The sequence below is a fragment of the Paracoccus fontiphilus genome, from assembly GCF_017356265.1.
Taxonomy (GTDB): Bacteria; Pseudomonadota; Alphaproteobacteria; order Rhodobacterales; family Rhodobacteraceae; genus Paracoccus; species Paracoccus fontiphilus.
In genome coordinates, this window is record NZ_JAFNAW010000056.1 from 1 (window position 1) to 22,932 (window position 22,932).

Consider the following 22,932-nt stretch of genomic DNA (forward strand, 5'->3'; position numbering starts at 1 on the left):
GAAAGGGAAAGGGTGGACGACTTTTACGCCGCCCGCAGCAGCTCCATGCCGCCGCTTCCGTGGCCTAATTTCTCACCGCCGTTCTCAGATTATACCAAGATCACGCAGGGCGCGGAGGACGGACAGGAAATTACAACCCGCCCTGCAATGCGCCAGCAGTCGTCCGCCCGGACCGTCGGACAGCGAAAGACTGGGATGGCGGGCGCTATGGGCGGGGCAACAAGCCACTCCGTAGCGACCGTACCAGCGACCTTTTTTCTTGCCGGATCGGCCGTAGGGGAACACTCTGCTGCCAGCAATGGGGACTGGAGGGGCCATCATGCAAGAAGCGCCTGCACCGGCGGCATCCGCGCCGCATCAACCCGAACTGCATCGCGTCATGGGGCCGAAGCTGTTGCTGCTGTTCATCGTCGGCGACATCCTAGGAACCGGCGTCTACGCCTTGACCGGCACCGTCGCGGCCGAGGTCGGGGGCGCGGCCTGGGCGCCGTTCCTTGTGGCCTTCCTGGTCGCCACGATCACGGCCGTGTCCTATCTGGAACTGGTGACGCGCTATCCGCAGGCGGCGGGGGCCGCGCTTTACGCCCACCGCGCCTTCGGCATCCACTTCCTGACCTTCCTAGTGGCCTTTACGGTGATGTGTTCCGGGATCACCTCGGCCTCGACCGCGTCGAACGCCTTTGCGGGCTTCCTGAACGACGGCTTCGGGCTGGGGTTCGCCAAGGGAAGCGCCGGCATCCTTCTGATCGCGCTTGGCTTCATGGCCCTGGTCGCGGTGATCAACCTTCGCGGCGTGGGCGAAAGCGTCAAGGCGAACGTCATCCTGACCTGCGTGGAACTGACCGGGCTGCTGATGATCATCTTCGTGGGCTTCTATGCCATGACCCAAGGCCGCGCGGATTTTTCCGAAGTCATGGTCTTCCAGTCGTCCGAGGAGAAGGGCGCATTCCTGTCCCTGACCGCCGCCACCGCGCTGGCCTTCTTCGCCATGGTCGGCTTCGAGGATTCCGTCAACATGGCCGAGGAGGTCCAGGATCCCGTCCGCATCTTCCCCCGCATCATGCTGACCGGGCTTGCCATCACCGGGGTCATCTATGTCCTTGTGTCCATCTGCGCCGTGGCGCTGGTGCCGGTGGGCGACCTGTCGAATCCGGACAAGGGATCGGCGCTGACGCAGGTGGTTCGCGCCGGTGCGCCGGGCCTGCCCTTCGACACGATCTTTCCGTTCATCGGCATGTTCGCCGTCGCCAACTCGGCCCTGATCAACATGATGATGGCCAGCCGCCTGATCTATGGGCTGGCGCGGCAAGGGGTCCTGCCGCATGGGCTGGGGCTGGTGCATCGCACCCGCCGCACGCCCTGGATCGCGATCCTGTTCACGACCGCGTTGGCCTTCGGGTTGATCTACTTCGTCGTCACGCGGTCGGATCTGCCGGCCGTCAGCCTGCTGGGCGGCACGACCTCGCTGCTGCTGTTGTGCGTCTTCACCATCGTCAACATCTCGCTGATCGTGTTGCGCCGGCATCCCGTCGGGCATGATCATTTCCGGGCGCCCGCCTTTCTGCCCTGGATCGGCGCGGCGACCTGCGCCTTTCTGGCCGGTCCCTGGGCCAGAAGCACGGCGCAGATGGACCAGTACCGCATCGCGGGCTGGCTTCTGGCCATCGGCATCGTGCTGTGGGCGGGAACCTGGCTTTGGAACAAGGCGCGTCACAAGCCGGAGTCGGGCAGGCTGGGCGATATCGAACAGATGCGCGCGCGGCACGGCGACTCGCCGCGCAACTAGCTATTTCAGCGCCGTCAGGTGCCGCAAGCCTTGCGGGGCCGAGCCGTCCCCCAGCGCGGCCAGGTCGCGCGCGCCAAGCGCCAGCCCCGACCCAAGCATGGGGCAGACCAGCGCGGGGCGATGCTTCTCGGCCAGCAGGATGCGGTTCAGCCGTGCGGCGGGCGCAGGGTTCGCGACGGGCACGACCGGATGCGCGACATCCGCCCACAGCAACATCTGCAAGGCCTGGTTCAGCAATGCCGGGCGACCGGCGAAGGGTGAAACCCTCTCCAGCGCGTCGAAGGAACGACTGCCTTGGGCCAGGGCTTGCAAAAGCGGCCTGAAGATGGCCGCGTCGCCTTCGACCGGGCCGATGCGGGTCTGGAACGTCAGCCTGCCGGCCGCAGGGGCGCCGGGCAGCAGGCGCCATGCCGCCGTCCTCAGCAGGGACAGGTGGGCGTGGTCCCCCAAGGGCGCCGCCGGCCGCGCGAACAGGTCATAGCGCAGCGCCTGGTTGCGGGCCATGTCCTTCATCGTTTCGCGCAGGGTCCGCTCGCGCACCGGCGCGATCGCCCGCGCTGCGTCCGAGGGGATCGAGACCGCGTCGATGTTCTCGATCGGTGTCGCGCTGCCAAGCCAGGACAGACCACGGGGTGCGAACAACGCCTCGACCTCGTGAAAGGCCAGCGGGCGGAAGACCGGGTTCAGGTATTCATGCGCGACGTATTCGGGCGGGTCCGCCAGCAGGGCATCAAGCGTCTGGCTGGCATGGGGATAAAGCTGGAAGAACCCCGCCTTCGCATCGCGCATCGCCGTCAGGGCGCGCAGCCCCTCGGCTATCGGATTGGGGCGATGGGCGACAGACCGGAATACAGCGTGAAAGGCACGGAACGCAGCGCCGCCCGGCTCGCTTGTGTAGTGGACGGCGGCGACGCCATCGTCCGAAAGCCGGGTCGCGACAAAGGACGCGATGGCCTGGCGCACGGCGTCATCGACCCAGGACATGACGCCATGGTTCACGATAAAATCGAAGCTGCCCTCGACCACCCCGTCATCGCGGATGTCGGCGCAGATGAAGGCGGCGTTGTCCAGGCCCGCAGCTTTTGCACGAGCCTGGGCCAGGGCGATATGGTCGGGGTTCACGTCGATGCCGGTGAACTGCATGTCCGGGTTGGCGGCGGCAAGGATCGCCATGCCATAGCCCTGCCCGCAGCCGATCTCGCACCAGCGGGTGCCCGCAGGGGCCGCGCGGCCCAGCGCGGCGCAAACCGTGGAAAGCCAGACGGGCGACTGTTCGCGATGAAAGAAGGCGGGATAGACGGTGTCGCGGCGGTAATCGGTCGTCATGGCGGGCTTCCTGAAAAAGGCGATGCGGCCCGGACAGGCCCGGGCCGCATCATGGGTCTATCGGATCACGATCAGAACGACTTGTTCAGCGACACATAGAAGGCGCGGCCCGGTTCGTTGAAGGTGTTGGCGTCCGATCCGCTGCCTGTCCGCACCACCGTCTTGTCCAGCAGGTTGGTGATGCCCGCCGACACGCGGGCGGTGTCGTTCACCTGCCAGTTGGCGCCCAGGTTCACCAGCGTATAGCTGTCGCGGCTTTCGGTATCCTCGTACACCTCGCCCGTGGTCGAGGCGACCGAGGCGGCCTCGATCTCGCCGTAATGGGTGGCCGACAGGGTGACCGTCAGGTCCTCGGTCGCATACCAGTCCAGCGTCGCGTTGATGGTGTATTCGGGGACAAGGCTCAGCGGCTCGCCATTGTCCTTCTCGGACTTGATCATCTTCGTGAAGTTCGTGTTGAACCCGAAGCGGTCGCCCAGGTCGGTCGAGAAGTTGCCCTCCAGACCCGAGATGACGGCCTTGCCCTCGTTCTCCCAGCGATACAGGCGGTTTTCGGTCGCGCCGGTGTTGTACTGCAGGAAACCCGACCCGATCCGGTTGTCGTAATCGTTGTGGAAATAGGTCAGGCTGGCATTGATGCCCTGCACGCCTTCATAGGCGATGCCGACTTCGCTGTTCAGGCTCTTCTCGGCTTCCAGGTCCGGGTTGCCCAAGACAAGGCAAGGGCCGCTCAGCCGGTCGCCGTCGATCCAAGGGCAGCCGTTGCCCATGGTGCGATAGACATAGTTCGGGTTCAGCTGGAACAGGTTCGGCGTCTTGAAGGCGCGCGCCACGCCAAGCTTCATTGTCCATTCGTCGCTAAAGGCATAGGTCGCGTTCAGGCCGGGCGACCAGGCGTTGCCGAAGGTGTCGCTGTGGTCGAAGCGAAGCGCGGGCGTCAGCGTCAGGCGGTCATCCCATTCGATGTTGCTTTCGACATAGAAGCCCAGAAGGTGCTGTTCGCTGCTGGTCTCGCGGTCGGCGGGATCGGCCGGAATGCCGACCAGTTCCGCCAGATCCTCGGGCAGGTCGTTCAGGATCGAATAGGGATCCTCCATGAACTCGCCCCGGTATTCGGCGCCGAAGGTCGTGCGGCTGGGCCGCCCGGCCAGGTCCATCGGCAGGATCCATTCGGTCTTGGCCGCGATGTTGTCCAGTTCGATGGTGTTGTAGCGGAAGGCATCGTCCTCGCCATCGCCATCGGTATCGACGCAGGGGACGTAGTTGTCCTCGCTGCTGCCCGCCAGGCCAGAGCAAAGGCGCGTGTTGTCCGTCCGCTCCCACTGCAGGTAGCTGACCGATTCACCGAAGTCGTATTCGCCGCGATGCGTCGTCGACAGCGTGCGGCGGTACATCCGGTTGGTTTCCGCCCCGACAAGAGAGGCTGCGTCCTCGTTGATGGTCCCGCTGCGAGTGTCGCCCGCGTAGATGTTGCCCTGGCGCGAGAAATCGAACTGCAGGTCAAGCTCGTGGCCAGGCGCCATGTCCCAGGTCAGAAGCGTGCCGACGTCCTTGTTCACCACGCCCTCGCGTGCCGCGAAGGTGTCGTATTCGCCGTCGTCGTTCAGTTGCGGCGGGTTGAGGTTCGGATCGTCGCCTTCCGTCTTGTTGTAGTTGCCGAAGACGCGGAAGGTCAGCCGTTCCCCGGCCGGACCGGCCAGCAGGAAGTTGGTTCGCTTGGTGGCGCCTTCCTCGCTGTTCTGGGGCTGGTTCCAGTGAAGGCCGACCTGTCCCATGAAGGTTTCGGGACGCTTGGTGATGATGTTGACCACCCCGCCCGACGCGCCCGAGCCATAGCGCGCCGCCGCCGGGCCTCGAATGACCTCGACCCGCTCGATCAGTTCGGCGGGCACCCAGTTCGAATCGCCGCGCGTGTCGCGTTCGCCGCCCCGGCTCATCTTGACCGAGTTGCGCGACAGGACCGGCTTGCCGTCGATCAGGATCAGCGTGTTTTCCGGCCCCATGCCGCGAATGTCGATCTGGCGCTGGTTGCCGCGCTGGCCCGTGGCGGTCGATCCCGTCAGGTTGACGCCCGGCTGCTTGCGCACCACTTCCGAGATGTCGTTGACGACCGGCTGCCTTTCCAGGTCCTCCTCGGTGATCTGGGACACGCCAAGCGCCTGCTTGGCCTGTTCCTCGGCCGTCAGGACGATTTCCTCCAGAACGGTGACGTCACCCGTTTCCTGGGCATGGAGAGGCGCGACGACCAAACCGACTGACATGAGAAGCGACAGCGACGTGCCCGAGACAAGCCGCGAACGAAAGGTCGTCATGGTGACGTTCCTTGAACTGAAACATTGATTTTTCGGCTGGCTCGGGGGCGGGCTTCTCAGGCGGGCTTCAAGCATTCGTGAGGATGGTTAACAACAATCCCGACGAAATCAGTTGTCGCAAAATGTCCTAATGTCACACTTCCGGGGTCCCGACCCCTCGTTTGCCCGGATACCCTCGGCTAGGGTGCTGCCATGCGTGACGCCTATTCCCCCCTTGTCCTTGTCGTGGATGACGCGCGTGAAATCCGCGACCCGCTTGGCAGCTTCCTGTCACGGCAGGGCTTCCGCACCCGGACCGCCGCCAATGCCGCCGAGGCGCGCCAGATCCTGGCCGAGGGCGGCGTCAATCTGGCGATCATCGACATCATGATGCCGGGCGAAAGCGGGCTGAGCCTTTGCACTCACCTGACGCAGACCAGCCGCGTCCCGGTCATCCTGCTGTCCGCCTGTGCCGAGGAAACGGATCGCATCCGGGGGCTGGACCATGGCGCCGACGACTATGTCACCAAGCCCTTCAGCCCGCGAGAGCTGATCGCCCGCATCCGCGCCGTCCTGCGCCGCGTTCCGGCCGAACAGCCCTCGCCCGCCGCCGGGCGCCGCCGCTTCGGCCGCTTCGTCCACGATCCGACCCGGTCGCTGCTGACGGACGACAGCGGGCAGGAGATCGAGTTGACGACGGGCGAGAACCGGCTTCTGGGCGCCTTCCTGGACCATGCCGGGCGAACGGTGTCGCGCGCGCGCCTGCTGGAACTGATGCGCGGGCGCAGTCCCCGCGCCTATGACCGGGCCGTGGACAACACCGTCAGCCGCCTGCGCCGCAAGATCGGCGACGATGCCAAGCCAGCCCGGGTGATCGTGACCGAATGGGGCGGCGGCTATCGCCTGGTCGGGACGGTCGAGACCGTGGCATGACCCGGCCCCGCTGGCGCGCGCCCCGTCTGGCCACGCAGTTCGCGCTGCTGTTGCTGATCTCGTTGCTGGCGATCAACGCCATCGCGGCGCTGGTTCTGGCGCGCGAGGGGACGGGCTTCGACCGCGCCGTCCGGGTGCAGCGCGACATGGGCAGGCTGGTGGCCCTTGTTGCCGCCCTGGAGGACGTGGACCGCGCCACGGGGACCGAGATCCTGTCCCACAGCAGTACGGGCTATACCCGCTTTTCGGTGGCGACAGGGCCCATCACGCCCGCCGACGGGCAAGCCGTGCCCGACGTCGAGCGCGCCATCGCGGCAGAGCTTCCCGGTCGAGAGATCCATGTCGTCGATGCGGGCGAGATACCGTCGGGCCGAGATGCGCTGTTCCTGATGTCGCTGCGCCTGAACACGGGCGCCTTTTCGGGGCAATGGCTGAACACGCTGGTCTATCCCCTGCCCGCCTCGACGGCGTGGTGGCAGAAGATCGGGTTCTTCGTGCCCCTCGTCGCCTCGGTCGTCGGCACAATGGCGGTGGCGCTGGTCCTGACGGGACGGATGACGCGCCCGCTGCGGGATCTTGCGGCGGCGGCGCGCGCGGCCGGTCGCGGCGATCACGGCGCGCGGGTGCGGCAGACCGGCGCGCGAGAGTTGCAGGAGGTCGCGTCGGCCTTCAACCGGATGCAGCGTGACATCGCCGATTTCGACGCCGAACGGACCCGCATGCTGGCCGCCATCGGTCACGACCTGCGCACGCCCATAACGGGCCTGCGCATCCGGGCCGAGATGGTCGAGGATGACGAGAACAGGGAAGCGATGATCCGCACGCTGGACGACATGACCGTCATGGCGAACGATCTGCTGCAATATGCCCGCCAGATCCATCGCGGCGAACAGCCCCGCACAACCGACCTGTCGGCACTTGTCGCCGCGCTGTGCCGCGAGCGCGGGATGGACGTCGCCGCCGGTCCCTCGGTCATCGCGACGGTCCGGCGCGTGGGCATATCGCGTGCCATCGGCAACCTGCTCGACAACGCGATCCGCTATGCGGGCGCGGCCGATGTCCGGGTCACGCGCGACGGCGGCCAGGTCATCGTCGCGGTCGAGGACCGTGGGCCGGGCATAGACCCCGCGATCCTGGACGCCGTGACAAAGCCCTTCTTTCGCGGAGAGGCCAGCCGCAATCAGGACACGGGCGGCACGGGGCTTGGGCTTGCCATCGCGAGCACGATCGTCCGCGACCATGGCGGCGAGTTGACGCTGGCCAATCGCGAGGGGGGCGGCCTGTCGGTTCGGATCGCCCTGCCCGGCTCAGACCTCGCCGTCGATCATGACGGTGATGCGCCCTTGTGAGCAGCGCTCGACCCGCGCCCGGACGCCATAAACCTGGGCCAGCAGGTCGGGCGTCAGCACCGTCGCGGGCTGACCGCTGGAGTGAAGCGCCCCGCGATGCATCAGGACAATGCGGTCTGCCCATTGGGCGGCCATTGCCAGATCGTGCAGCACGGCGACGACGATCCGCCCTTCGGCGGCAAGGGCGCGCAGTTCCCCCAGCAGGCGCACCTGGCGGGCCAGATCCAGCGCGCTGGTGGGTTCGTCCAGCAGCAGAACGCGCGGGTCACGGACAATGGCCTGGGCCAGGCTGACCATCTGCCGCTGGCCGCCCGACAACTGGTCCAGCGGCTCCATCGCCAGGTCGCCGATGCCAAGCCGCTCCAGCACCGCCATGGCCTTTTCGTCCGCTTGCAGGCCAAGGGCGTCGCTTCCCGCGCGCAGGGCCGCGATGACGCTTTCCAGGACGACCAGCGACGACCCGGACGGCAAGGTCTGCGGCATCACTCCGATCAGCCGCGCCCGGCGCCTGATCGGCATGCGCGCCAGATCCTCGCCATCCAGGGCGATGTTGCCCCGATAAGGCGCAAGCTGGGCGATGGCGCGCAGCAGGGTCGATTTTCCGGCGGCATTGGGACCCGCCAGAACCGTGACCTCGCCCGGTTTCAGGTCGGGCAAGGTCAGGCCATGCAGGATCGGCCGGGGGCCGTAATGCAGGCTGACATCGCTGACGCAAAGCCCGGTCATCGCCGCGTGCGTCCGCGCATGATCAGCCAGAAGAACACCGGCAAGCCGATCAACGAGGTGACAAGCCCCACCGGCAGCAGCACACCCGGCACGACCATCTTCGACAGCGTCGAGGCAAGGGACATGACAAGCGCGCCGGTCAGGACGCTGGCCGGCAGGAAGAAGCGGTGATCCTCGCCCACCAGCATCCGGGCGATATGCGGCCCGGCAAGGCCCACGAAGCCGATCACGCCCACCATCGACACGGCGGTGGCGGCCAGCAGGCTGACCCGCAGCAGCGTCCAGCGGCGCAGGGCATCGACATCGACGCCGAAGCTGCGGGCCTGATCCTCGCCCATGCGAAGCGCGGTCAGTTGCCAGGCGGCGCGTAGGGAAAACGGGACGCAGGCCGCCAGCACCAGCGCCAGCGCGACCACGCCTTGCCAGTTGGCCGCCGAAAGGCTGCCCATTGTCCAGAACACCAGTTGCTGCAACGCATCGGCCGAGGCCACGAATTGCAGCACAGACAGAAAGGCCGCGGCCGAGAAGTTCAGCGCGATGCCGAACAGGATCAGCACCTCGGGGCCGCCGCCGCGCAGGCGGCCCAGAAGCTGAAGCAGCGTCAGCGCGCCAAGCGCGAACAGGAAGGCATTGGCCGAGATCGACCATTGCACAGGCAGAAAGGGCAGCGTCAGCCCCAGAACGATGGCAACGGCGGCACCTAGGGCCGCCGATGCGGACACCCCCAGCGTAAAGGGCTCGGCCAAGGGGTTTTCCAGCACCGTCTGCATCTCGGCGCCCGACAAAGCCAGCGCGGCGCCGACCAGCAGGGCCATGGCGGCAACCGGCAGACGGACCTGCCAGACGATCACCTCGGTCGCGCGCGACACCTCGGCGCCGGAAAGGGCGCGCAGGGTTTCCGACAGCGGCAGCCCGGCGGGGCCGGTCACGAGATCCAGCACGATCCCCAGCGCCGCCAAGGCGGCCATGACCGCCACCAGCACCGCGCGGCGGCGGTTCTGCCGGTGATAGCGGTCAAGAAGGATGCCGCCTATTGCTGGTTGTCGATCCACCACGTTCCGTCCACCGCCACCGGGGAAAAGCGGGTTTCGATCTCGGCCAAAGTGGCGGCGGGGTCAAGGTCTGCGAACAGGTCGGGGTGGAAGGTCTTTGCCAGATATTCGATCAAGGCGATGTGGATGGGCGAGTCGTTGAACATGTGCCACACCCCCGCCGCATGGCCGTCCTGCACGGCGGAAAGCGAAGCAAAGCCCGGCGCCCCCGTCAGCGCATCAAAGGTCTGGCGGGCCTGATCGGCTTCGACGCCCGATCCCAGCACCAGCCCGCCCCGCGCCGCCATATGCGTGCCGCCCGTCGCGATGTAGAAGTCCGGGTCCGCCCCGATCAGGTATTCCAGACTGACATTGCCCTGAACGCCGTCCGTCAGCGTGGCGCCCAGGTTCTGCCCGCCCGCCGTCGTGATGAAGTCGTGGAACACGCCCTGCCCCACGGTGGAACAGCAGTTCTGCGCGGCGGCATGGACGTGGAAGAAGACGCCGGGCCGGTCGATGGCGCTGTCGGCCAGCCGCCCACGCACGCGGTTCAGTCGTTCCTCGTAGAAACGGGCGAACTCCTCGGCGCGGTCCCCGGCCCCGGTCAGCGTTGCCAGGATGCGCAGGCTGGGGATCGAGTTTTCCTGCGGGTGGGAAAAGAAATCGACATGCACGACGGGAATGCCCGCAGCCTCGATCTGCTCGCGCGCGCGCTGCATGGCGGGGTCGTTCGCATCCATCAGCGACATGACCAGAAGATCGGGCTGCAGCGCGATCACGCTTTCGGCGGAAATGCTGCGCGCGCCACCGCCTACGGTCCGGATCGCGTCGATGGCGGGAAACGTCGCGCGATAGGCGGCCATCGTCGGCTCGTCCAGGGCGCGTTCCAGACGCCAGCCGGCCACAAGCGCCACGGGATCGTCATGGATCAGCCCCAGCACCGACAGATGCCGCCCTTCCCCCAGCACGATCCGGTCAGCCGCTTCGGGAATGGTGACCTGGCGGTCAAGGATGTCGGTGACGGTGATCTCTGCCCAAGCAGGCAAGCCCAGGCAGGCGCAGGCCATGATCGTGGCAAGGCGGCGGATGGACATGGGTGTTCCCCTGCTTCAAGGCGCGGGCGGTGACACCCGCGCCGGTCCTTGGATCAGTCGGCCGCGTGGATGCGCCAGACGCGGTCACCCGCCTCGTCGTTTTCGCCGCGCGACTTGTTCACGGCATAGACGTTGCCCTTGCCGTCGGCGCGCAACTGGTTCGGGAAGCTGCCCGCATCCAGGTTCGCGACGATCTTGCCTTCGGTATCGACCACCGTGATCGTGCCCGACCCGCGGTTGGCGACAAAGGCGTGGCGGCTGACGGGCTCGAACGTCACGTTCAGCGGGCCTGCGCCGATCTCGACATCGTGCAGCACCTCGCCCGTGTCGGCCTTGATGATCAGCAGGTTGTCGGTCTGCTGAGAGGCCACGAAGACCAGCCCGTCCTGCGCATCAAAAGCCGCTCCGGATGCGCCTTGCGCGCCCTTCGCCTCGAAGACCTTCACCTCGCCCGTATTCAGATCGACAATGGCGGCTTCCGGGGTGTTCAGGCTGGCGGTAACCAGCTTTCCGGCCTTCTCGTCCAGATCCAGGGCCATGGTCCCGAAATCCTCGCCCCGGATGTTGGACGGGACGGTGATCGGCTCCAGCGGCTCAAGCGTCTTGGTGTCGAAGACCAGGATCTCGGGCGTGAAGCTGGTGCTGACATAGGCGCGGTTGTTGCCCTCGTCGACCACGATGTCTCGCGGATGGGGCGCTGCGTCGGGGGCGAACTGCTTGACCAGCGACAGGTCGTCCTGGCTGTAGACCGCCACCGTATCCTGGCGGGTGTTCGTCACCCAGATAGTGCCGTTCGCGTCATCGACGTCGATGCCATAGACCGCGAACAGGCCGCCGTCGCTGCCATCCTTTCGCGCGGGGGCCGCGTCGGGCGTGACCTGGGCGATGGTTTCCAGCGTTTCCGGGTTCACCTTCACCAAGGCCGACTCCTTGACGGGCGGGCGGCCCACGGCGGCGGTCACGAACAGCGCGTCCGACTTCGGGCTGTAGGCCACCTGATAAAGCCCGCGCGTCACCGGCTGGCTGAGGATGTCGAACTGCTCGGCCCCCGACACCGGCACTTCGGGCGAGACCTTCAGGTCCACCACGGTCGCGGCGGCGGGGTTTTCGCCGATGACGACAATGGGCTGCAGGCCGGTCGCGGCTTCCTCGTCCACCGTCACGTCGAAGCTGAAGGTGCCGTCGGCGGCCACGGTCAGCGGCGTGTCGGCGTTCAGGACCGTGGTGCCGCGCATCAGCGTGATCTGCTGGCCGGGGGACAGGTCCTCGCCTGAAATGGTGACGGGCGTCCCGGCATAGATCGGCGCGCGATTGGGCGCCTCGGCGCTGACATCGCCCACGAACCCGTCCGAGGTCGGCGTGAAGATGGTTTCGGCCAGCGAAGGCCCTGCTGCCAGCGAAAGGGCCAGGACCGAGGCGCCGAACAGGTTGCGGGCATGGCGACGGTAAAGGGTTGCCATCATGATCTCCTTGAAGAATGGATCGTTTTTCAGGCTTGTCCGTCATGCGGGCTGGCTTCGATCGCGTGCAGCAGTATATTCCTGACGAAGTTTGTCAACCTTGGCGGGCTCACAATTTGGCACAGGACGGGACAAGGATGCAGGACACGGGGCGGGTGGGACCGGAACACGCAAGAAAGGCTGCGGAACTGCGCATCTTCGACAATCCGGTGCCGACGCATTTTTTGTCGCAAACTGTCGTGAACACCGGGCCGGGCCATCGGCTGTTCCTTGCGGTGCCGCGCGGGACGCCTCCGAAGAAGGGGTGGCCGATCCTCTACCTGCTGGACGGCAACGCCGCCTTCGACTTTCTGACGCCGGACCACCTGGCCCTGGTGCCGGACCTGATGCTGGCCGGGATCGGCTATGACACCGACCGGCAATTTGCCCGCGAACGGCGGACGCTGGATTTCACCGCGCCCGATGGACCGGGCGACGGCATCCGCCCCGACCCGGTGCATCCGGGCCGCATGGCGGGCGGCGCGGCGCAGTTCCTGGAACGGCTGACCGGACCGCTGCGCGCCGCGGCCGAGAGCGGCGTGCCGGTCGATCCCGCCCGCCGCAGCCTATGGGGCCATTCCTTCGGCGGGCTGTTCACGCTGTATGCCCTTCTGACGCAACCGAACAGCTTTGCGCGCTTCGCCTCGATCAGCCCCTCGATCTGGTGGGACGAGGGCCTGATCCGGCGCGTGGCCGACCGCGCCGGGCAGATGGCGGCACCGCCGCCGCTGCTGGTGGCGCTTGGCGACAGGGAAAAGCGGTCGGGCAGCGACGGCCCGCCGCCGGACGGTCCCGCGCCCGCGACGATGCAGTTCATGGCCGACCTGCGCGACCGGCAAGGCCTGTCACCGCAAGTCCACGTCCTGCCCGGCCTGGTTCACATCGAGACGATCGCCGGGTCCCTGCCGCTGGCGCTGCCCTTCGCCGCCGCCTGATCCATGCGCGCGGCCAGCATGGGCGCGATCAGGGCGGACGCCTCGGGCGAGGTCATGGACGAGTGCAGGAACGGCACCGACAGTTCCTCGACACGGGCGGCATAGGGGCGCCACAGGTCGGCGCGCAGATCGCGGTCCTTGTGGTCCAGCGCCGCGCGGACATGGGTCAGCGTGCCGGGCCAGCGGCGGTGATGGTGCCCGCGCACAAGGCGGTTGGTATCGGTCACGGTGCGGACGACGCCATCCAGCACGGGTTCGGGCAAGGCGCCAAGCGCGGTGTCGCCCGCCCGCAGGAAGGCCACGACCTTCTGGCGCGTGTCCAGATCCCGATGCGCGTCGGGATCGTGACCGGCAATCGCCAGCAAGGCGCGCAAGGCGGCGACCGGGTCGGGCTCCGGCTCGGCCCGCCAGACGTCGCAGGGATAGCTGTCAAGCGCCGCGACAAGCCCGGCCTGCCGCCCCAGTTCCGCAAGCTCGAGTGCCACGGCCTGCGCCAGGATGCCGCCCACGGACCAGCCCGCCAGATGCACCGGCCCCGCCGCCACGGCCTTCGCGATCCGTACGGCATAGTCGCGCGCCAGCGCCTGCAGGCTGTCCGGCAGCGGCACTGCCAAATCCAGCGCCGGATGCTGCACCCCCCAGACCCGCCGCGCGGGCGCGATCATCCGGGCCAGGTGGCGATAGCCCCAGGCGATGCCGCCCGCCGGATGGATCAGGAACAACGGAGACGCCGCCGGATCTCCCTCCGCCAACAGGATCAGCGGATCAAGGCCGTCGTTCCGGCGTTGCGCCTGAAGCGCCGCCGCCAGATGCTCCAGCACAGGATGTTCGAAGATCGTGCCCAGGCCGGGATCGTGGCCGATCTCGTCCTCGATCCGCAGGGCCAGCCGAACGGCGGAAAGGGAATCGCCCCCCAGCGCGAAGAAGTCGGCTTCGAGGCCTGGCGCCGCGGGCAGGTGCAGCACCTCGGCGTAAAGCCGCGCCAGCAGCTTTTCGGTGTCGCTTTCGGCCCCGTGCCCGGCAACCGAGAAATGCGGCGCGGGCAGCGCCTTGCGGTCCAGCTTGCCGTTCGCGGTCACGGGCAGGGCTTCCAGCGCGACCTCGGCCGAGGGCACCATGTAGGCAGGCAGCGTGGCCGCTAGATGCCGCGCCAGCAATCCCGGCGCATGCGCGTCCGAGGGAACCAGGTAGGCGACCAGCCGACGCTCGCCGGCACGATCCTCGCGCGCCAGGACCACGCATTCGCGCGCAAGGCCGGATGCCATGATCGCGGCCTCGATCTCGCCCAGTTCGATCCGCAGGCCGCGAATCTTCACCTGGTGGTCGGACCGGCCCAGATAGACCACGGCGCCGTCGTGCCGCCTGCGCGCCAGATCGCCGGTGGCATAAAGGCGCGCACCGTGGGGACCGGACACGAACCGCTGCGCCGTCAGGTCGTCGCGGCCCAGATAGCCCCGCGCAAGCTGCACGCCGCCCAGATACAGGTTCCCCGCAAGGCCCGGCGGCACCGGGCGCATCCGGTCGTCCAGGACGTGCAGCGACGTGTTCCAGACCGGCCAGCCGATGGGCAGCGGGTTCGACGCATCCTCCGGCGCCGCAGACCAGAAGCTGACATCGACGGCGGCCTCGGTCGGCCCGTAGAGATTGTGCAACTCGGCCCTGACGCGGTCGTGGAACCGGCCGCGCTGATCGGCGGTCAGTTCCTCGCCCGAGCAAAAGACCCGGCGCAGCGCAAGGCCCTTGGACGCAGGCGCGGCAAGGAAGGCCGACAACATGGAGGGCACGAAATGCAGCGTGGTGATCGCATGGCGGCGGATCAGCGCGGCCATGGCGGAGGGATCGCGATGCGCGCCGGGCGGGGCCATCACCAGTTCGGCCCCGGCGATCATCGGCAGGAAGAACTCCCACACCGAGACGTCGAAGGTCGCGGGCGTCTTCTGCAGGATGCGGTCGGTCGCATCGATGGCGTAGTGGTCGCGCATCCACAAAAGGCGGTTCACGATGGCGCGGTGTTCGATCACCACGCCCTTCGGCTCTCCGGTCGAGCCCGAGGTGTAGATGACATAGGCCATGTCCCCCGGCGACGGTCCGGTCGGCGCCGTTCCCTCGGCGGGCCATTCCGTCAGCAGCGGCGCGTCCGGCGGGAACAGTGCCGCCAGATCGGGGTGGGTCACGACCGCCGCGGGTTGCGCCATGGACAGGATGCGCGCGATCCGCTCGGGCGGGTGATCGGGGTCCAGCGGCAGGTAGGCGGCGCCCGACCGCATGATGGCAAGCAGCACCACCGGCAGGTCCAGCGAGCGTTCCAGGGCGACGGCGACAATGCGCCCCGGTGCCGCCCCGAGGCTTGCCAGATGACCCGCCAGCGCGGCGCTGCGACGGTCGAGTTCGGCAAAGCTCAGCCTGTCCCGCCCGAAGGTGACAGCGGGCGCGGTGGGCGTTGCCTTCATTTGTGTCTCGATCAGCGCGACAATCGTCGTGTCGGGCACCGGATGGCTTGTCGCGTTGACAGCGGCCGTCGCGGCGATCTCGGCGCGGCTGGCGGTCGGAACCTGGGCCAGGGTTGCCGCGTCCAGGGCTGCGGCGATGAACTCTGGCAGGCGCGCGGCATGGCCGGCGACATCCTGCGGCGCGTAGAGGTGGGGGTTCGCGTCCACCTCGAATAACATGCCCGTGTCCGGGTCGCCGCGAAAGGTCAGCGTCATGTCATCGACCGCGCCTGCGCCCAGGATGTGAAGCCCGGCATCGAGCCCGGCAAATCGCGGCGCGCGGTCGAAGGGCTGCACGTTCACCAGCGGCCCGTAGAGCCTGCGCGATCCGCCGATCAGGCCCAGGTCGCGCCGCAACTGTTCGCTGCGGTAAAGGCCGTGGCGCCGCGCCTGCTGCATCTGCCGCGACAGCGCGACCAGCCAGTCGTGCACCGGCGCATCCTCGTCCGGCTGGACACGCTGGGGCAGGACGTTCATCGCCATGCAGGGCAGCCGGGCGATCTTGCGGCCCATGCGGGCCATGAAGGGAATGCCGATCACCGCATCGCCACCTGTCCATCGGGCCAGATAAGCGCCTGCCAACCCGGTCAGCACGTCGGGCCAGCCCATGTCGTGGGCTTGGGCAAAAGCGGCAAGGTGTTCCAGCAACGCAGGCTCCAGCCAGCGGGATTTTCGCAGGAAGTGATGCGCGCTGACTGCCGTGCCGCCTGCGGGTCCGGTGACGTCCGGCAGATCGTGCAGCATGTCGCGCCACCAGGCGGCATCCGCGACGCGCCGGTCGGACGCGCGATAGGCCGCGTCTTCGCTGTCCGCGCGATCCAGCGGCGGGAACGGCAAGGGCGCGGGGGCGCCGGTCACGATCGCGGAGTAATGCTCTCCGATCCGGTTGGTCAGCAGCACCATGCCATAGCCGTCGATGGCAAGATGGTGGATGCGTTCATAAACCAGCGCCCGGTCGGGGCTAAGGATGAAGATCGTGAAGGCCGCCACCGGGTCGCTGGCAAGATCCGGCGCGCGATTGCTGTCGGCGCGCATGGCCGCGTGCGCCTCGGCTTCGTCGCGGTCGGTCAGATCGACGACAACGGGGACGACCGGCGCGGGGTCCAGCCATTGCTCGGGGCCGTCGGCACCCTGGCGAAAGCGCAGGCGCAGCGCCTCGGTTTCCGCAAGCGTCCGTGCCAGCGCCTCTTGCAGCGCGGCAAGATCGACCGGGCCGCGCAGGTCCAGGTATTGCCCGGTGTTCAGGATGGGATTGGCGGGATCGAGGGCCTGGGCATACCATAGCCCTTCTTGCGCTTCGGTCAGCGGGCGGGTCTGCATGGCTCAGGCGTTCGTGGCGGGCGCGACGATATGGGTCCACCAGTCGCCAAGCGTGCCGTATTCCGCGAAAAGGCCGAAGTCGGCCTTCAGGCCCGCTTCCTCCCATGCCAGGACCAGGCGCATCAGGCGCAGGGAATCAAGCCCCAGGTCCGCCAGGTGGTCGTCGTCGCCAATCTCGGACGGGTCCATGTGGATTGCCGTGGCCACATCGGCACGCATCCGGTCCAGCGTCAGGGTCATGTCGTTTCCTTGTTCAGATAGCGGCTGCGCAATTCCGCGCGCAGCACGTTGCGGCTGACCTTGCCCACGGCGGTGGTGCGGAACTCGGGCACGAAGACCACCTGGTCGGGCACCTTGAACTCGGCCACGCCCCGCCCGCGCATGAAGGCCTTGAGTTCCGGCGCACGGGGGCTGGTGCCCTCGGCCGGGATGACGAAGGCGCAACTGCGTTCGCCCAGGAACTCGTCCGGGATCGAGACCACGGCGGCGTCGAAGACCGCCGGGTGGGCCAGCAGGTGATCCTCGATCTCCTCGGCCGAGACCTTTTCGCCCGCGCGGTTGATGTGATCGCCCGCCCGGCCCTGCACCACCAGATAGCCGCCGGGCAGGCGCTTCACGATGTCGCCGGTGCGGTAGAAGCCGTCCGGCGTGAAGCTGCGCGCGTTGGCGGCAGGATCGTTGTGATAGCCGCGGATCGTGTAGGGACCGCGCGCCAGAAGGTGGCCGGGTTCGCCTTCGGGCACCGGATCGCCGTTGTCGTCCAGGATCAGCACCTCGTCATCGGGGCTGATCGGGCGGCCCTGGGTGCCGGTGATGATCTCCTCGGGGTCGTCGAGGCGGGTATAGTTCACAAGCCCCTCGGCCATGCCGAAGACCTGCTGCAGGGTGCAGCCCAGGGTCGGGCGCACGCGCGCGGCGGCCTCGGGGATGAACTTGGCGCCGCCGACCTGAAGCACTTGCAGGCTGGACAGGTCATGCGGGGTCCTGGGCGCCGCAGCCATCCACAGCAGCGCCAGGGGCGGCACCACGCCCGTGATGGTCACGCCTTCGCGGGCGATCAGCGAGAAGGCCGTTTCCGCTGCCGGGTTCGGCGCCATGACGACCCGCGCCCCGGCATGAAGCGCGCCGAACACGCCGGGAGAGCTCATCGGGAAGTTATGCGCCACGGGCAGCGCCGCCATGTACACGCTGTCGCCGGTCAGCCTGCAGATCTCGGCGCTGGCGCGAAAACTGTAGATATAGTCGTCATGCGTCCGGGGGATCAGCTTGGACAACCCGGTCGAGCCGCCCGAAATCTGCAGGAACGCCACGGCCGAGGGATCGACCTGCGGCAGGGCGGGTCCTGCGCGCAGGCTGTCGAAGGCGACATGATCGCCCGCGTCGCCGATGACGATGATATGCGCAATGTCGGGAACCTCGGCCTGGACAAGCCGGGCAAGCGGGCGATAGTCGAAGCCCTCGTGCCGGTCGGCGATGACCATGGCCCTGGCGCCCGAGCGTTTGGCGAAGTGGATCAGTTCGGTCTGCCGGTGGGCGGGCAAGGCATAGACGGGGACCAGCCCGGCAAGGAACAGGCCGAACACGGCGGGGAAGAAATGGGCGATGTTGGGGACCTGCACGATGACGCGGTCGCCCGGCTTCAATCCCAGCGACAGATAGCCCCCCGCCGCCGACGTGGCGCGCGCCAGCAGGTCCGCATAGGTCCAGCGGTTCCGGTCATCGACAACGGCAAGCCGGTCGGGATGGTCGGCCACGCGGGCGCGCAGGACATCCCCGAAGGTCTCGCCCCGCCAATAGCCCTTCTCGCGGTAACGCGCGGCCAGATCGTCGGGCCAGATCTGCTGGGGAACGGGATGGGCTTGGGTCACGGGATCGGCCTTCCGGGGCGGCTTCAAGGGGCGGCATAAGCCCGTTGACGGAAATCGTCAACTTTTTGCGCGACGGACTTGGACAAGCCCCGCCAACGGGTTAAAGGGCGGGAAAGACCCGTGGAAAGCCATGCTTGCAGCCATCCGCCGGTTGTTCCCGACCCATGAACAGGCAAAGCCATGCGCCATACCCACACGCCCGCGACGCGGGTGCCGCTTCGCGACACGCCACAGGTTTATGGCAAGATCAGCCGCGTCCTGCATTGGACGATGGCGGTCCTGATCCTTTGGCAGTTCTTCGGCATGGGGCTGCGGGCGATCTTCGGGCGGCAGGACTGGCTGGCGCCCTTTGTCGGCAGCCACGCACCCGTCGGCACGGCCCTGTTCGTGCTTGTCATCCTGCGGGGGCTTTGGGCGCTGGCGAACCGCCGCAACCGTCCGGCCCATGACGGCGGGATGCTGGGCAAGGCCGCGACGGCGGGGCACGCGCTGCTTTACGCGCTGATGCTGACGATCCCCGGCCTTGCGCTGCTGCGGGCCTGGGGGTCCGACCGCGCCTTTGCGCCCTTCGGGTTCCAGATCTTCTCGGCCAAGTCGCCCGAGGTCGAATGGACGGGCAACCTGGCGGGCGCGCTGCATGGCGAACTGGGGTGGTTCCTGCTGGCGGTGATCGCGGGCCATGTGCTGATGGTCGGCGTTCACCAGGCGATGTGGCGCGACGGCACGCTGGCGCGCATGGCCGGCCGGAGGAACTGACGCTTGGCACCGGCTGACGATCACCCGCTGCCACGGCTGAGCCGCGCCGTGATGCGCGCCGAGGCCGCCATCGGCGGCATCCTTGTTGCCGCGATCCTGTTCCTGCTGCTGGCAAACGTGGTTTCCCGCATGGCGGGGCGACCGCTGATCTGGACGGACGAACTGGCCGTGCACCTGATGGTCGTGCTGGCCCTTGTCGGCGCCTCGCTTGTCATTGCCATGAAGGGGCACATGGCCATCGGGGTGCTGCCCGACCGGTTCGGCACGCGGGGTCGTGTCCGGCTGGCGTTGCTGGCGGATCTGTCGGTCCTGGCCTTCCTGCTGGTGCTGGCTGCGATCCTGTGGCGATGGTTCGACCTGCCGGGGCTGGTGCGGGCAGGCTCGGGCGCGGCCCTGGCCGAGCAGAGCTTCAACTTCATCTATACCGATCCCACCAACACGCTGGGATTGCGCAAGGTCTGGTTCTGGCTGGCCTTGCCCCTGACCTGCGCGACGGCGTTGATCCATTGCATCGCCGCCCTGCATGGCGACCTGAAGGCGCTGCAGTCGTGACGGCAGGCCTGTCCTTCCTGGCGCTTCTGGCCCTTGGCGCGCCCATCGCCTTCGTGATGGTGGCCACGGCCATGGTGCTGATCGTCGAGCAGGGCAACACGGCGCTGTTGCAGGGCTTTGCCCAGCAGCTTTTCGCGGGCATCGAAAGCTACAGCCTCTTGTCGCTGCCGCTGTTCATCCTGCTGGGCGAGCTGATGGGCGCGGGCGGCATCGGGCGGCGCCTGCTGGCCCTGGCACAGGCTGTGATCTGGCCGGTTCGCGCGGGGCTTGCCTATGTCAACCTGCTGGCGAACCTGATGATGGCCTCGATCCTGGGGTCCACCGTGGCGCAACTGACGGTGATGTCGCGCCTTGCCGTGCCCGAGATGGAGCGCGCGGGCTATCCCCGCGATCTTGCGACAACGATCACGGCCGCCGGCGGCCTGCTTGCGCCGGTTCTGCCGCCCTCGATGAACCTGATCGTCTATGCAGCCATCGCGCAGGTGCCGGTGGCCGACATCTTCGTCGCCTCGGTCGTTCCCGGCATCGCGCTTTTCCTGGCCTTCGCAGCGGTCATCGCCTGGCTTGGATGGCGCCACGACCTGCCGCGCGTCCGGTCGCAGCCCACCCGCGACCGCCTGCGCGCCGTTCTTGACGGGCTGCCCGCGCTTGTGGTGCCCGCCATCGCCGTCGGGTCGATCGTCGGCGGCATCGCCACGCCGACCGAGGCTGCGGCCGTCGCCTCGGTCGCGGCCATGATCGTGGGCGGCCTGGTCTATCGCGAACTGAACCTGCGCGACCTGCCCGCCGCCTTCGTGCGGACGGCCGCGACGTCGGGCGCGGTGCTGTACCTGGTTGCCGCCGCGCAGGTGCTGGCCTGGGTGCTGACCTTCGGCAACCTGCCTGCGCAGGCCGCCGCCCGGGTGCAGGACATGGCGGGGTCCCCCATGATGTTCCTGATCCTGCTGAACCTTCTTCTTCTGCTGCTGGGCACCGTGCTGGAACCGATCCCCGCCATCATCCTGACCGCGCCGGTTCTGCTGCCCATCGCCACGGATGTCTATGGCATCGACCCGCTGGCCTTCGGGGTGATCCTTTGCGCCAACCTCGCGCTGGGATTGCTGTCGCCGCCGGTCGGGGCCGGACTGTTCACCGCATCGCTGCTGACCGGCGTGCGGGCCGAACGGCTGTCGCTGCTGCTGACCCCCTTCTTCATCGCCATGCTTGCCGTTCTTGCGGGCATGAGCATCGTCGCCGCCTTCCGCGCAGGAGCCTGATCCGTGAACATCCTCAAAGCCGCCGCCTGCCTGCTGTTGCTGGCAACTCCGCTGTCAGCCGAGACGCTGCGCATCGGCATGGTCACGCCGCCGTCGCACCAGTGGACTAAATCGGCCCAGGACCTTGCCGAAAACCTGTCCCAGGAAACCGACGGGCGGCTGTCCTTGTCGGTCTTCTCCTCGGGGCAACTGGGGAACGAGGCGCAGATGCTGCAGCAACTGCAGGCGGGCGCGCTGGATTTCGCCTTCCTGACGGTGGGCGAACTTGCCAACCGCAACCCCGATTTCGGCATCCTTGTCGCGCCTTACCTTGTGCCCGACGCCGCCACCGCCGCCAGGCTGCTGGAAGGGAAAACCGCCGCGACCCTGCAGGACAGGCTTGGCGGGCTGGGCCTCAAGGGCCTGGGCCTTGGCATGGCGGGGATGCGGATCGTCCTTGTGTCGAAGCCCGTGGCCGAGGGAGAGACGCTGGCCGGGCGCAAGATCCGCACCGTGCCGCTGGCGCAGGAACTGGATTTCTGGACCAAGGCCGGAACGGCGCCGACGCCGCTGCCCCTGCCCGAACTGTTCGACGCCTATACCAACGGCCAGATCGACGGGATGCAGCTTGACCTGGAAGGCACCTGGAACAACCGCTTCCACGACCATTCGGCCGAGATCCTCAACACCCGGCACATGATCTTCCCGATGTTCGCGGTCGCCTCGGGCCGCAAGTGGCAGACCTACAGCGATGAGGATCGCGCCCTGATCGCCCGCCTGATGACCCGGACCACCGCCAATATCCGAACCGCTTACCAGCAGATCGACACGGACTATCGCGCCAGGCTGGCCGAGGCGGGCGCACCCCTGAAAACGGCGGGCCCCGAGGTGTTCGGAGACGCGGTCGAGACCTGGTATCAGGACTGGCGCCAGCGCACGCCACTGCTGGTTAAACTGGAACGAGAACGGGATACGCTGGCAAGCGAGCAGTAAAGTTTCCCACGAATTGTTGTGTTTAGGGCAAGGAACCGTTTGCCCGCGATGCGGCTTGTCTCGTCACAGCATGAATGGAGACATGCCATGAAGACGATGTTGACGATGACCGCGGCCGCCAGCCTGGTTGCCGGCGCGGCCTTTGCCCAGACGACCGTGGTGACCCAGCCCAACCCGGTGGTCGTGACGACCCCCTCGACCACGACCGTGCAGACGATCGAATCCGATCCCAACACCACGGGCGGCGGCGCCGCAGGCGGCGCGGCGTCGGGCGCCATCGCCGGTGCGGTCGTGGGCGGACCGGTCGGCGCAGCTGTCGGCGGGCTTGCCGGGGCCGTCATGGGCGACGTGTCCGAGGATGCACTGACCCCCGAGACCCGCACCTACATCCTGGAAAACCGCACCGAGTCGGTGGTTCTGGATGGCAACGTTTCGGTCGGAACGGCCCTTCCGCATGACATCCAGGTGCAAACGATCCCGGATTCCCAGTATCAGTATGTCTATGTCAACGACCGCCCCGTGGTGGTCGATCCACAGACGCGGCAAGTGATCTACGTCCACGAATAAGCACATCCTCCTTGACCAACAGCAGGCCGGCCGTCGCGCCGGCCTGTTGCGTTTCAAGGCATGTGGTGGCGACCCCGGAAGGACATCCCTAGTCCGGCTCTGTTGCACAAATTTCGTGAGGAATTCATCTTGCGAGTCCAGCTTGGTAGCTGTGATGTATGCGCAGACCCACACCTCCGACC

At 67.5% G+C, this 22,932-nt stretch carries 18 protein-coding genes; 9 read left to right on the forward strand and 9 right to left on the reverse strand.

Annotation, left to right across the window (positions count from 1 at the left end):
* The first annotated feature begins 319 nt into the window (after window positions 1–319).
* Window positions 320–1,786, forward strand: coding sequence for an APC family permease (locus J0F76_RS15855; RefSeq protein WP_242690263.1), 1,467 nt, complete (start codon window positions 320–322; stop codon window positions 1,784–1,786).
* Here J0F76_RS15855 and J0F76_RS15860 read toward each other — a convergent pair whose 3' ends face one another.
* Together J0F76_RS15860 and J0F76_RS15865 are read right to left on the reverse strand one after the other, a co-directional pair.
* Window positions 1,787–3,112: a class I SAM-dependent methyltransferase gene (locus J0F76_RS15860; RefSeq protein ID WP_207470923.1), complete on the reverse strand. Its 1,326-nt coding sequence runs from the start codon at window positions 3,110–3,112 to the stop codon at window positions 1,787–1,789.
* 71 nt (window positions 3,113–3,183) lie between these two features.
* A complete protein-coding gene (locus J0F76_RS15865; RefSeq protein ID WP_207470924.1) occupies window positions 3,184–5,424 on the reverse strand; it encodes a FepA family TonB-dependent siderophore receptor in 2,241 nt (746 codons plus the stop codon).
* A gap of 192 nt (window positions 5,425–5,616) precedes the next feature.
* Here J0F76_RS15865 and J0F76_RS15870 point away from each other — a divergent pair, with 192 nt between their 5' ends.
* Window positions 5,617–6,336, forward strand: a complete 720-nt coding sequence (locus J0F76_RS15870; protein ID WP_207470925.1) for a response regulator — start codon at window positions 5,617–5,619, stop codon at window positions 6,334–6,336.
* Window positions 6,333–7,685 (forward strand): ATP-binding protein, encoded by a 1,353-nt coding sequence (locus tag J0F76_RS15875; protein ID WP_207470926.1) that lies wholly within the window; start codon window positions 6,333–6,335, stop codon window positions 7,683–7,685. The genes J0F76_RS15870 and J0F76_RS15875 overlap by 4 nt, the downstream gene beginning before the upstream one ends.
* Here J0F76_RS15875 and J0F76_RS15880 read toward each other — a convergent pair.
* From J0F76_RS15880 to J0F76_RS15895, 4 genes are read right to left on the reverse strand one after another with little or no spacing between them, the layout of a single operon-like run.
* Entirely contained in the window at window positions 7,644–8,411 is a 768-nt protein-coding gene (locus J0F76_RS15880; RefSeq protein ID WP_207470927.1) for an ABC transporter ATP-binding protein, read from the reverse strand. The two genes, J0F76_RS15875 and J0F76_RS15880, sit on opposite strands and share 42 nt — an antisense overlap.
* Window positions 8,408–9,463, reverse strand: coding sequence for a FecCD family ABC transporter permease (locus J0F76_RS15885; protein ID WP_341351606.1), 1,056 nt, complete (start codon window positions 9,461–9,463; stop codon window positions 8,408–8,410). Before J0F76_RS15885 ends, J0F76_RS15880 begins: the two co-directional genes overlap by 4 nt.
* Window positions 9,442–10,536: an ABC transporter substrate-binding protein gene (locus J0F76_RS15890; protein WP_207470928.1), complete on the reverse strand. Its 1,095-nt coding sequence runs from the start codon at window positions 10,534–10,536 to the stop codon at window positions 9,442–9,444. The genes J0F76_RS15885 and J0F76_RS15890 overlap by 22 nt, the downstream gene beginning before the upstream one ends.
* Before the next feature lie 53 nt (window positions 10,537–10,589).
* Entirely contained in the window at window positions 10,590–11,996 is a 1,407-nt protein-coding gene (locus tag J0F76_RS15895; RefSeq protein WP_207470929.1) for a YncE family protein, read from the reverse strand.
* A gap of 137 nt (window positions 11,997–12,133) precedes the next feature.
* Here J0F76_RS15895 and J0F76_RS15900 point away from each other — a divergent pair, with 137 nt between their 5' ends.
* A complete protein-coding gene (locus J0F76_RS15900) occupies window positions 12,134–12,970 on the forward strand; it encodes an alpha/beta hydrolase (protein WP_207470930.1) in 837 nt (278 codons plus the stop codon).
* On the opposite strand, the gene J0F76_RS15905 is transcribed toward J0F76_RS15900, so the two are convergent.
* The 3 genes from J0F76_RS15905 to J0F76_RS15915 are packed head-to-tail and all read right to left on the reverse strand — an operon-like array spanning window position 12,913 to window position 18,647.
* Window positions 12,913–16,779 carry a non-ribosomal peptide synthetase gene (locus J0F76_RS15905; protein ID WP_207470931.1) on the reverse strand — a complete coding sequence of 1,289 codons (3,867 nt, stop codon included), beginning with the start codon at window positions 16,777–16,779 and terminating at the stop codon, window positions 12,913–12,915. The two genes, J0F76_RS15900 and J0F76_RS15905, sit on opposite strands and share 58 nt — an antisense overlap.
* Window positions 16,780–16,782: 3 nt before the next feature.
* Complete coding sequence (locus J0F76_RS15910) at window positions 16,783–17,019, reverse strand: phosphopantetheine-binding protein (protein WP_207470932.1); 237 nt, start codon at window positions 17,017–17,019, stop codon at window positions 16,783–16,785.
* A complete protein-coding gene (locus tag J0F76_RS15915) occupies window positions 17,016–18,647 on the reverse strand; it encodes an AMP-binding protein (RefSeq protein WP_207470933.1) in 1,632 nt (543 codons plus the stop codon). Before J0F76_RS15915 ends, J0F76_RS15910 begins: the two co-directional genes overlap by 4 nt.
* A 180-nt stretch (window positions 18,648–18,827) precedes the next feature.
* Between J0F76_RS15915 and J0F76_RS15920 the strand changes: the two genes are divergently transcribed.
* The 5 genes from J0F76_RS15920 to J0F76_RS15940 all read left to right on the forward strand — a co-directional run bounded on the left by J0F76_RS15920 (window position 18,828) and on the right by J0F76_RS15940 (window position 22,750).
* On the forward strand, window positions 18,828–19,403 hold the full coding sequence (locus tag J0F76_RS15920; protein ID WP_207470935.1) for a cytochrome b: 576 nt from the start codon (window positions 18,828–18,830) through the stop codon (window positions 19,401–19,403).
* A gap of 3 nt (window positions 19,404–19,406) precedes the next feature.
* Window positions 19,407–19,955 (forward strand): TRAP transporter small permease, encoded by a 549-nt coding sequence (locus J0F76_RS15925; RefSeq protein WP_207470937.1) that lies wholly within the window; start codon window positions 19,407–19,409, stop codon window positions 19,953–19,955.
* A complete protein-coding gene (locus J0F76_RS15930) occupies window positions 19,952–21,211 on the forward strand; it encodes a TRAP transporter large permease subunit (protein WP_207470938.1) in 1,260 nt (419 codons plus the stop codon). The genes J0F76_RS15925 and J0F76_RS15930 overlap by 4 nt, the downstream gene beginning before the upstream one ends.
* Window positions 21,212–21,214: 3 nt before the next feature.
* Window positions 21,215–22,183, forward strand: a complete 969-nt coding sequence (locus J0F76_RS15935; protein WP_341351607.1) for a TRAP transporter substrate-binding protein — start codon at window positions 21,215–21,217, stop codon at window positions 22,181–22,183.
* Between the two features lie 87 nt (window positions 22,184–22,270).
* Window positions 22,271–22,750: a DUF1236 domain-containing protein gene (locus tag J0F76_RS15940; RefSeq protein WP_207470939.1), complete on the forward strand. Its 480-nt coding sequence runs from the start codon at window positions 22,271–22,273 to the stop codon at window positions 22,748–22,750.
* The last annotated feature ends 182 nt before the right edge of the window (window positions 22,751–22,932 follow it).

Excerpts from the sequence above, each read along its gene's own strand:
- J0F76_RS15860 (WP_207470923.1), bottom strand. The coding sequence starts at position 3,112 with ATGACGACCGATTACCGCCGCGACACCGTCTATCCCGCCTTCTTTCAT.
- J0F76_RS15875 (WP_207470926.1), top strand. The coding sequence starts at position 6,333 with ATGACCCGGCCCCGCTGGCGCGCGCCCCGTCTGGCCACGCAGTTCGCG.
- J0F76_RS15880 (WP_207470927.1), bottom strand. The coding sequence starts at position 8,411 with ATGACCGGGCTTTGCGTCAGCGATGTCAGCCTGCATTACGGCCCCCGG.
- J0F76_RS15870 (WP_207470925.1), top strand. The coding sequence starts at position 5,617 with ATGCGTGACGCCTATTCCCCCCTTGTCCTTGTCGTGGATGACGCGCGT.
- J0F76_RS15865 (WP_207470924.1), bottom strand. The coding sequence starts at position 5,424 with ATGACGACCTTTCGTTCGCGGCTTGTCTCGGGCACGTCGCTGTCGCTT.
- J0F76_RS15905 (WP_207470931.1), bottom strand. The coding sequence starts at position 16,779 with ATGCAGACCCGCCCGCTGACCGAAGCGCAAGAAGGGCTATGGTATGCC.
- J0F76_RS15900 (WP_207470930.1), top strand. The coding sequence starts at position 12,134 with ATGCAGGACACGGGGCGGGTGGGACCGGAACACGCAAGAAAGGCTGCG.
- J0F76_RS15920 (WP_207470935.1), top strand. The coding sequence starts at position 18,828 with ATGCGCCATACCCACACGCCCGCGACGCGGGTGCCGCTTCGCGACACG.
- J0F76_RS15910 (WP_207470932.1), bottom strand. The coding sequence starts at position 17,019 with ATGACCCTGACGCTGGACCGGATGCGTGCCGATGTGGCCACGGCAATC.
- J0F76_RS15855 (WP_242690263.1), top strand. The coding sequence starts at position 320 with ATGCAAGAAGCGCCTGCACCGGCGGCATCCGCGCCGCATCAACCCGAA.
- J0F76_RS15895 (WP_207470929.1), bottom strand. The coding sequence starts at position 11,996 with ATGGCAACCCTTTACCGTCGCCATGCCCGCAACCTGTTCGGCGCCTCG.
- J0F76_RS15940 (WP_207470939.1), top strand. The coding sequence starts at position 22,271 with ATGAAGACGATGTTGACGATGACCGCGGCCGCCAGCCTGGTTGCCGGC.
- J0F76_RS15890 (WP_207470928.1), bottom strand. The coding sequence starts at position 10,536 with ATGTCCATCCGCCGCCTTGCCACGATCATGGCCTGCGCCTGCCTGGGC.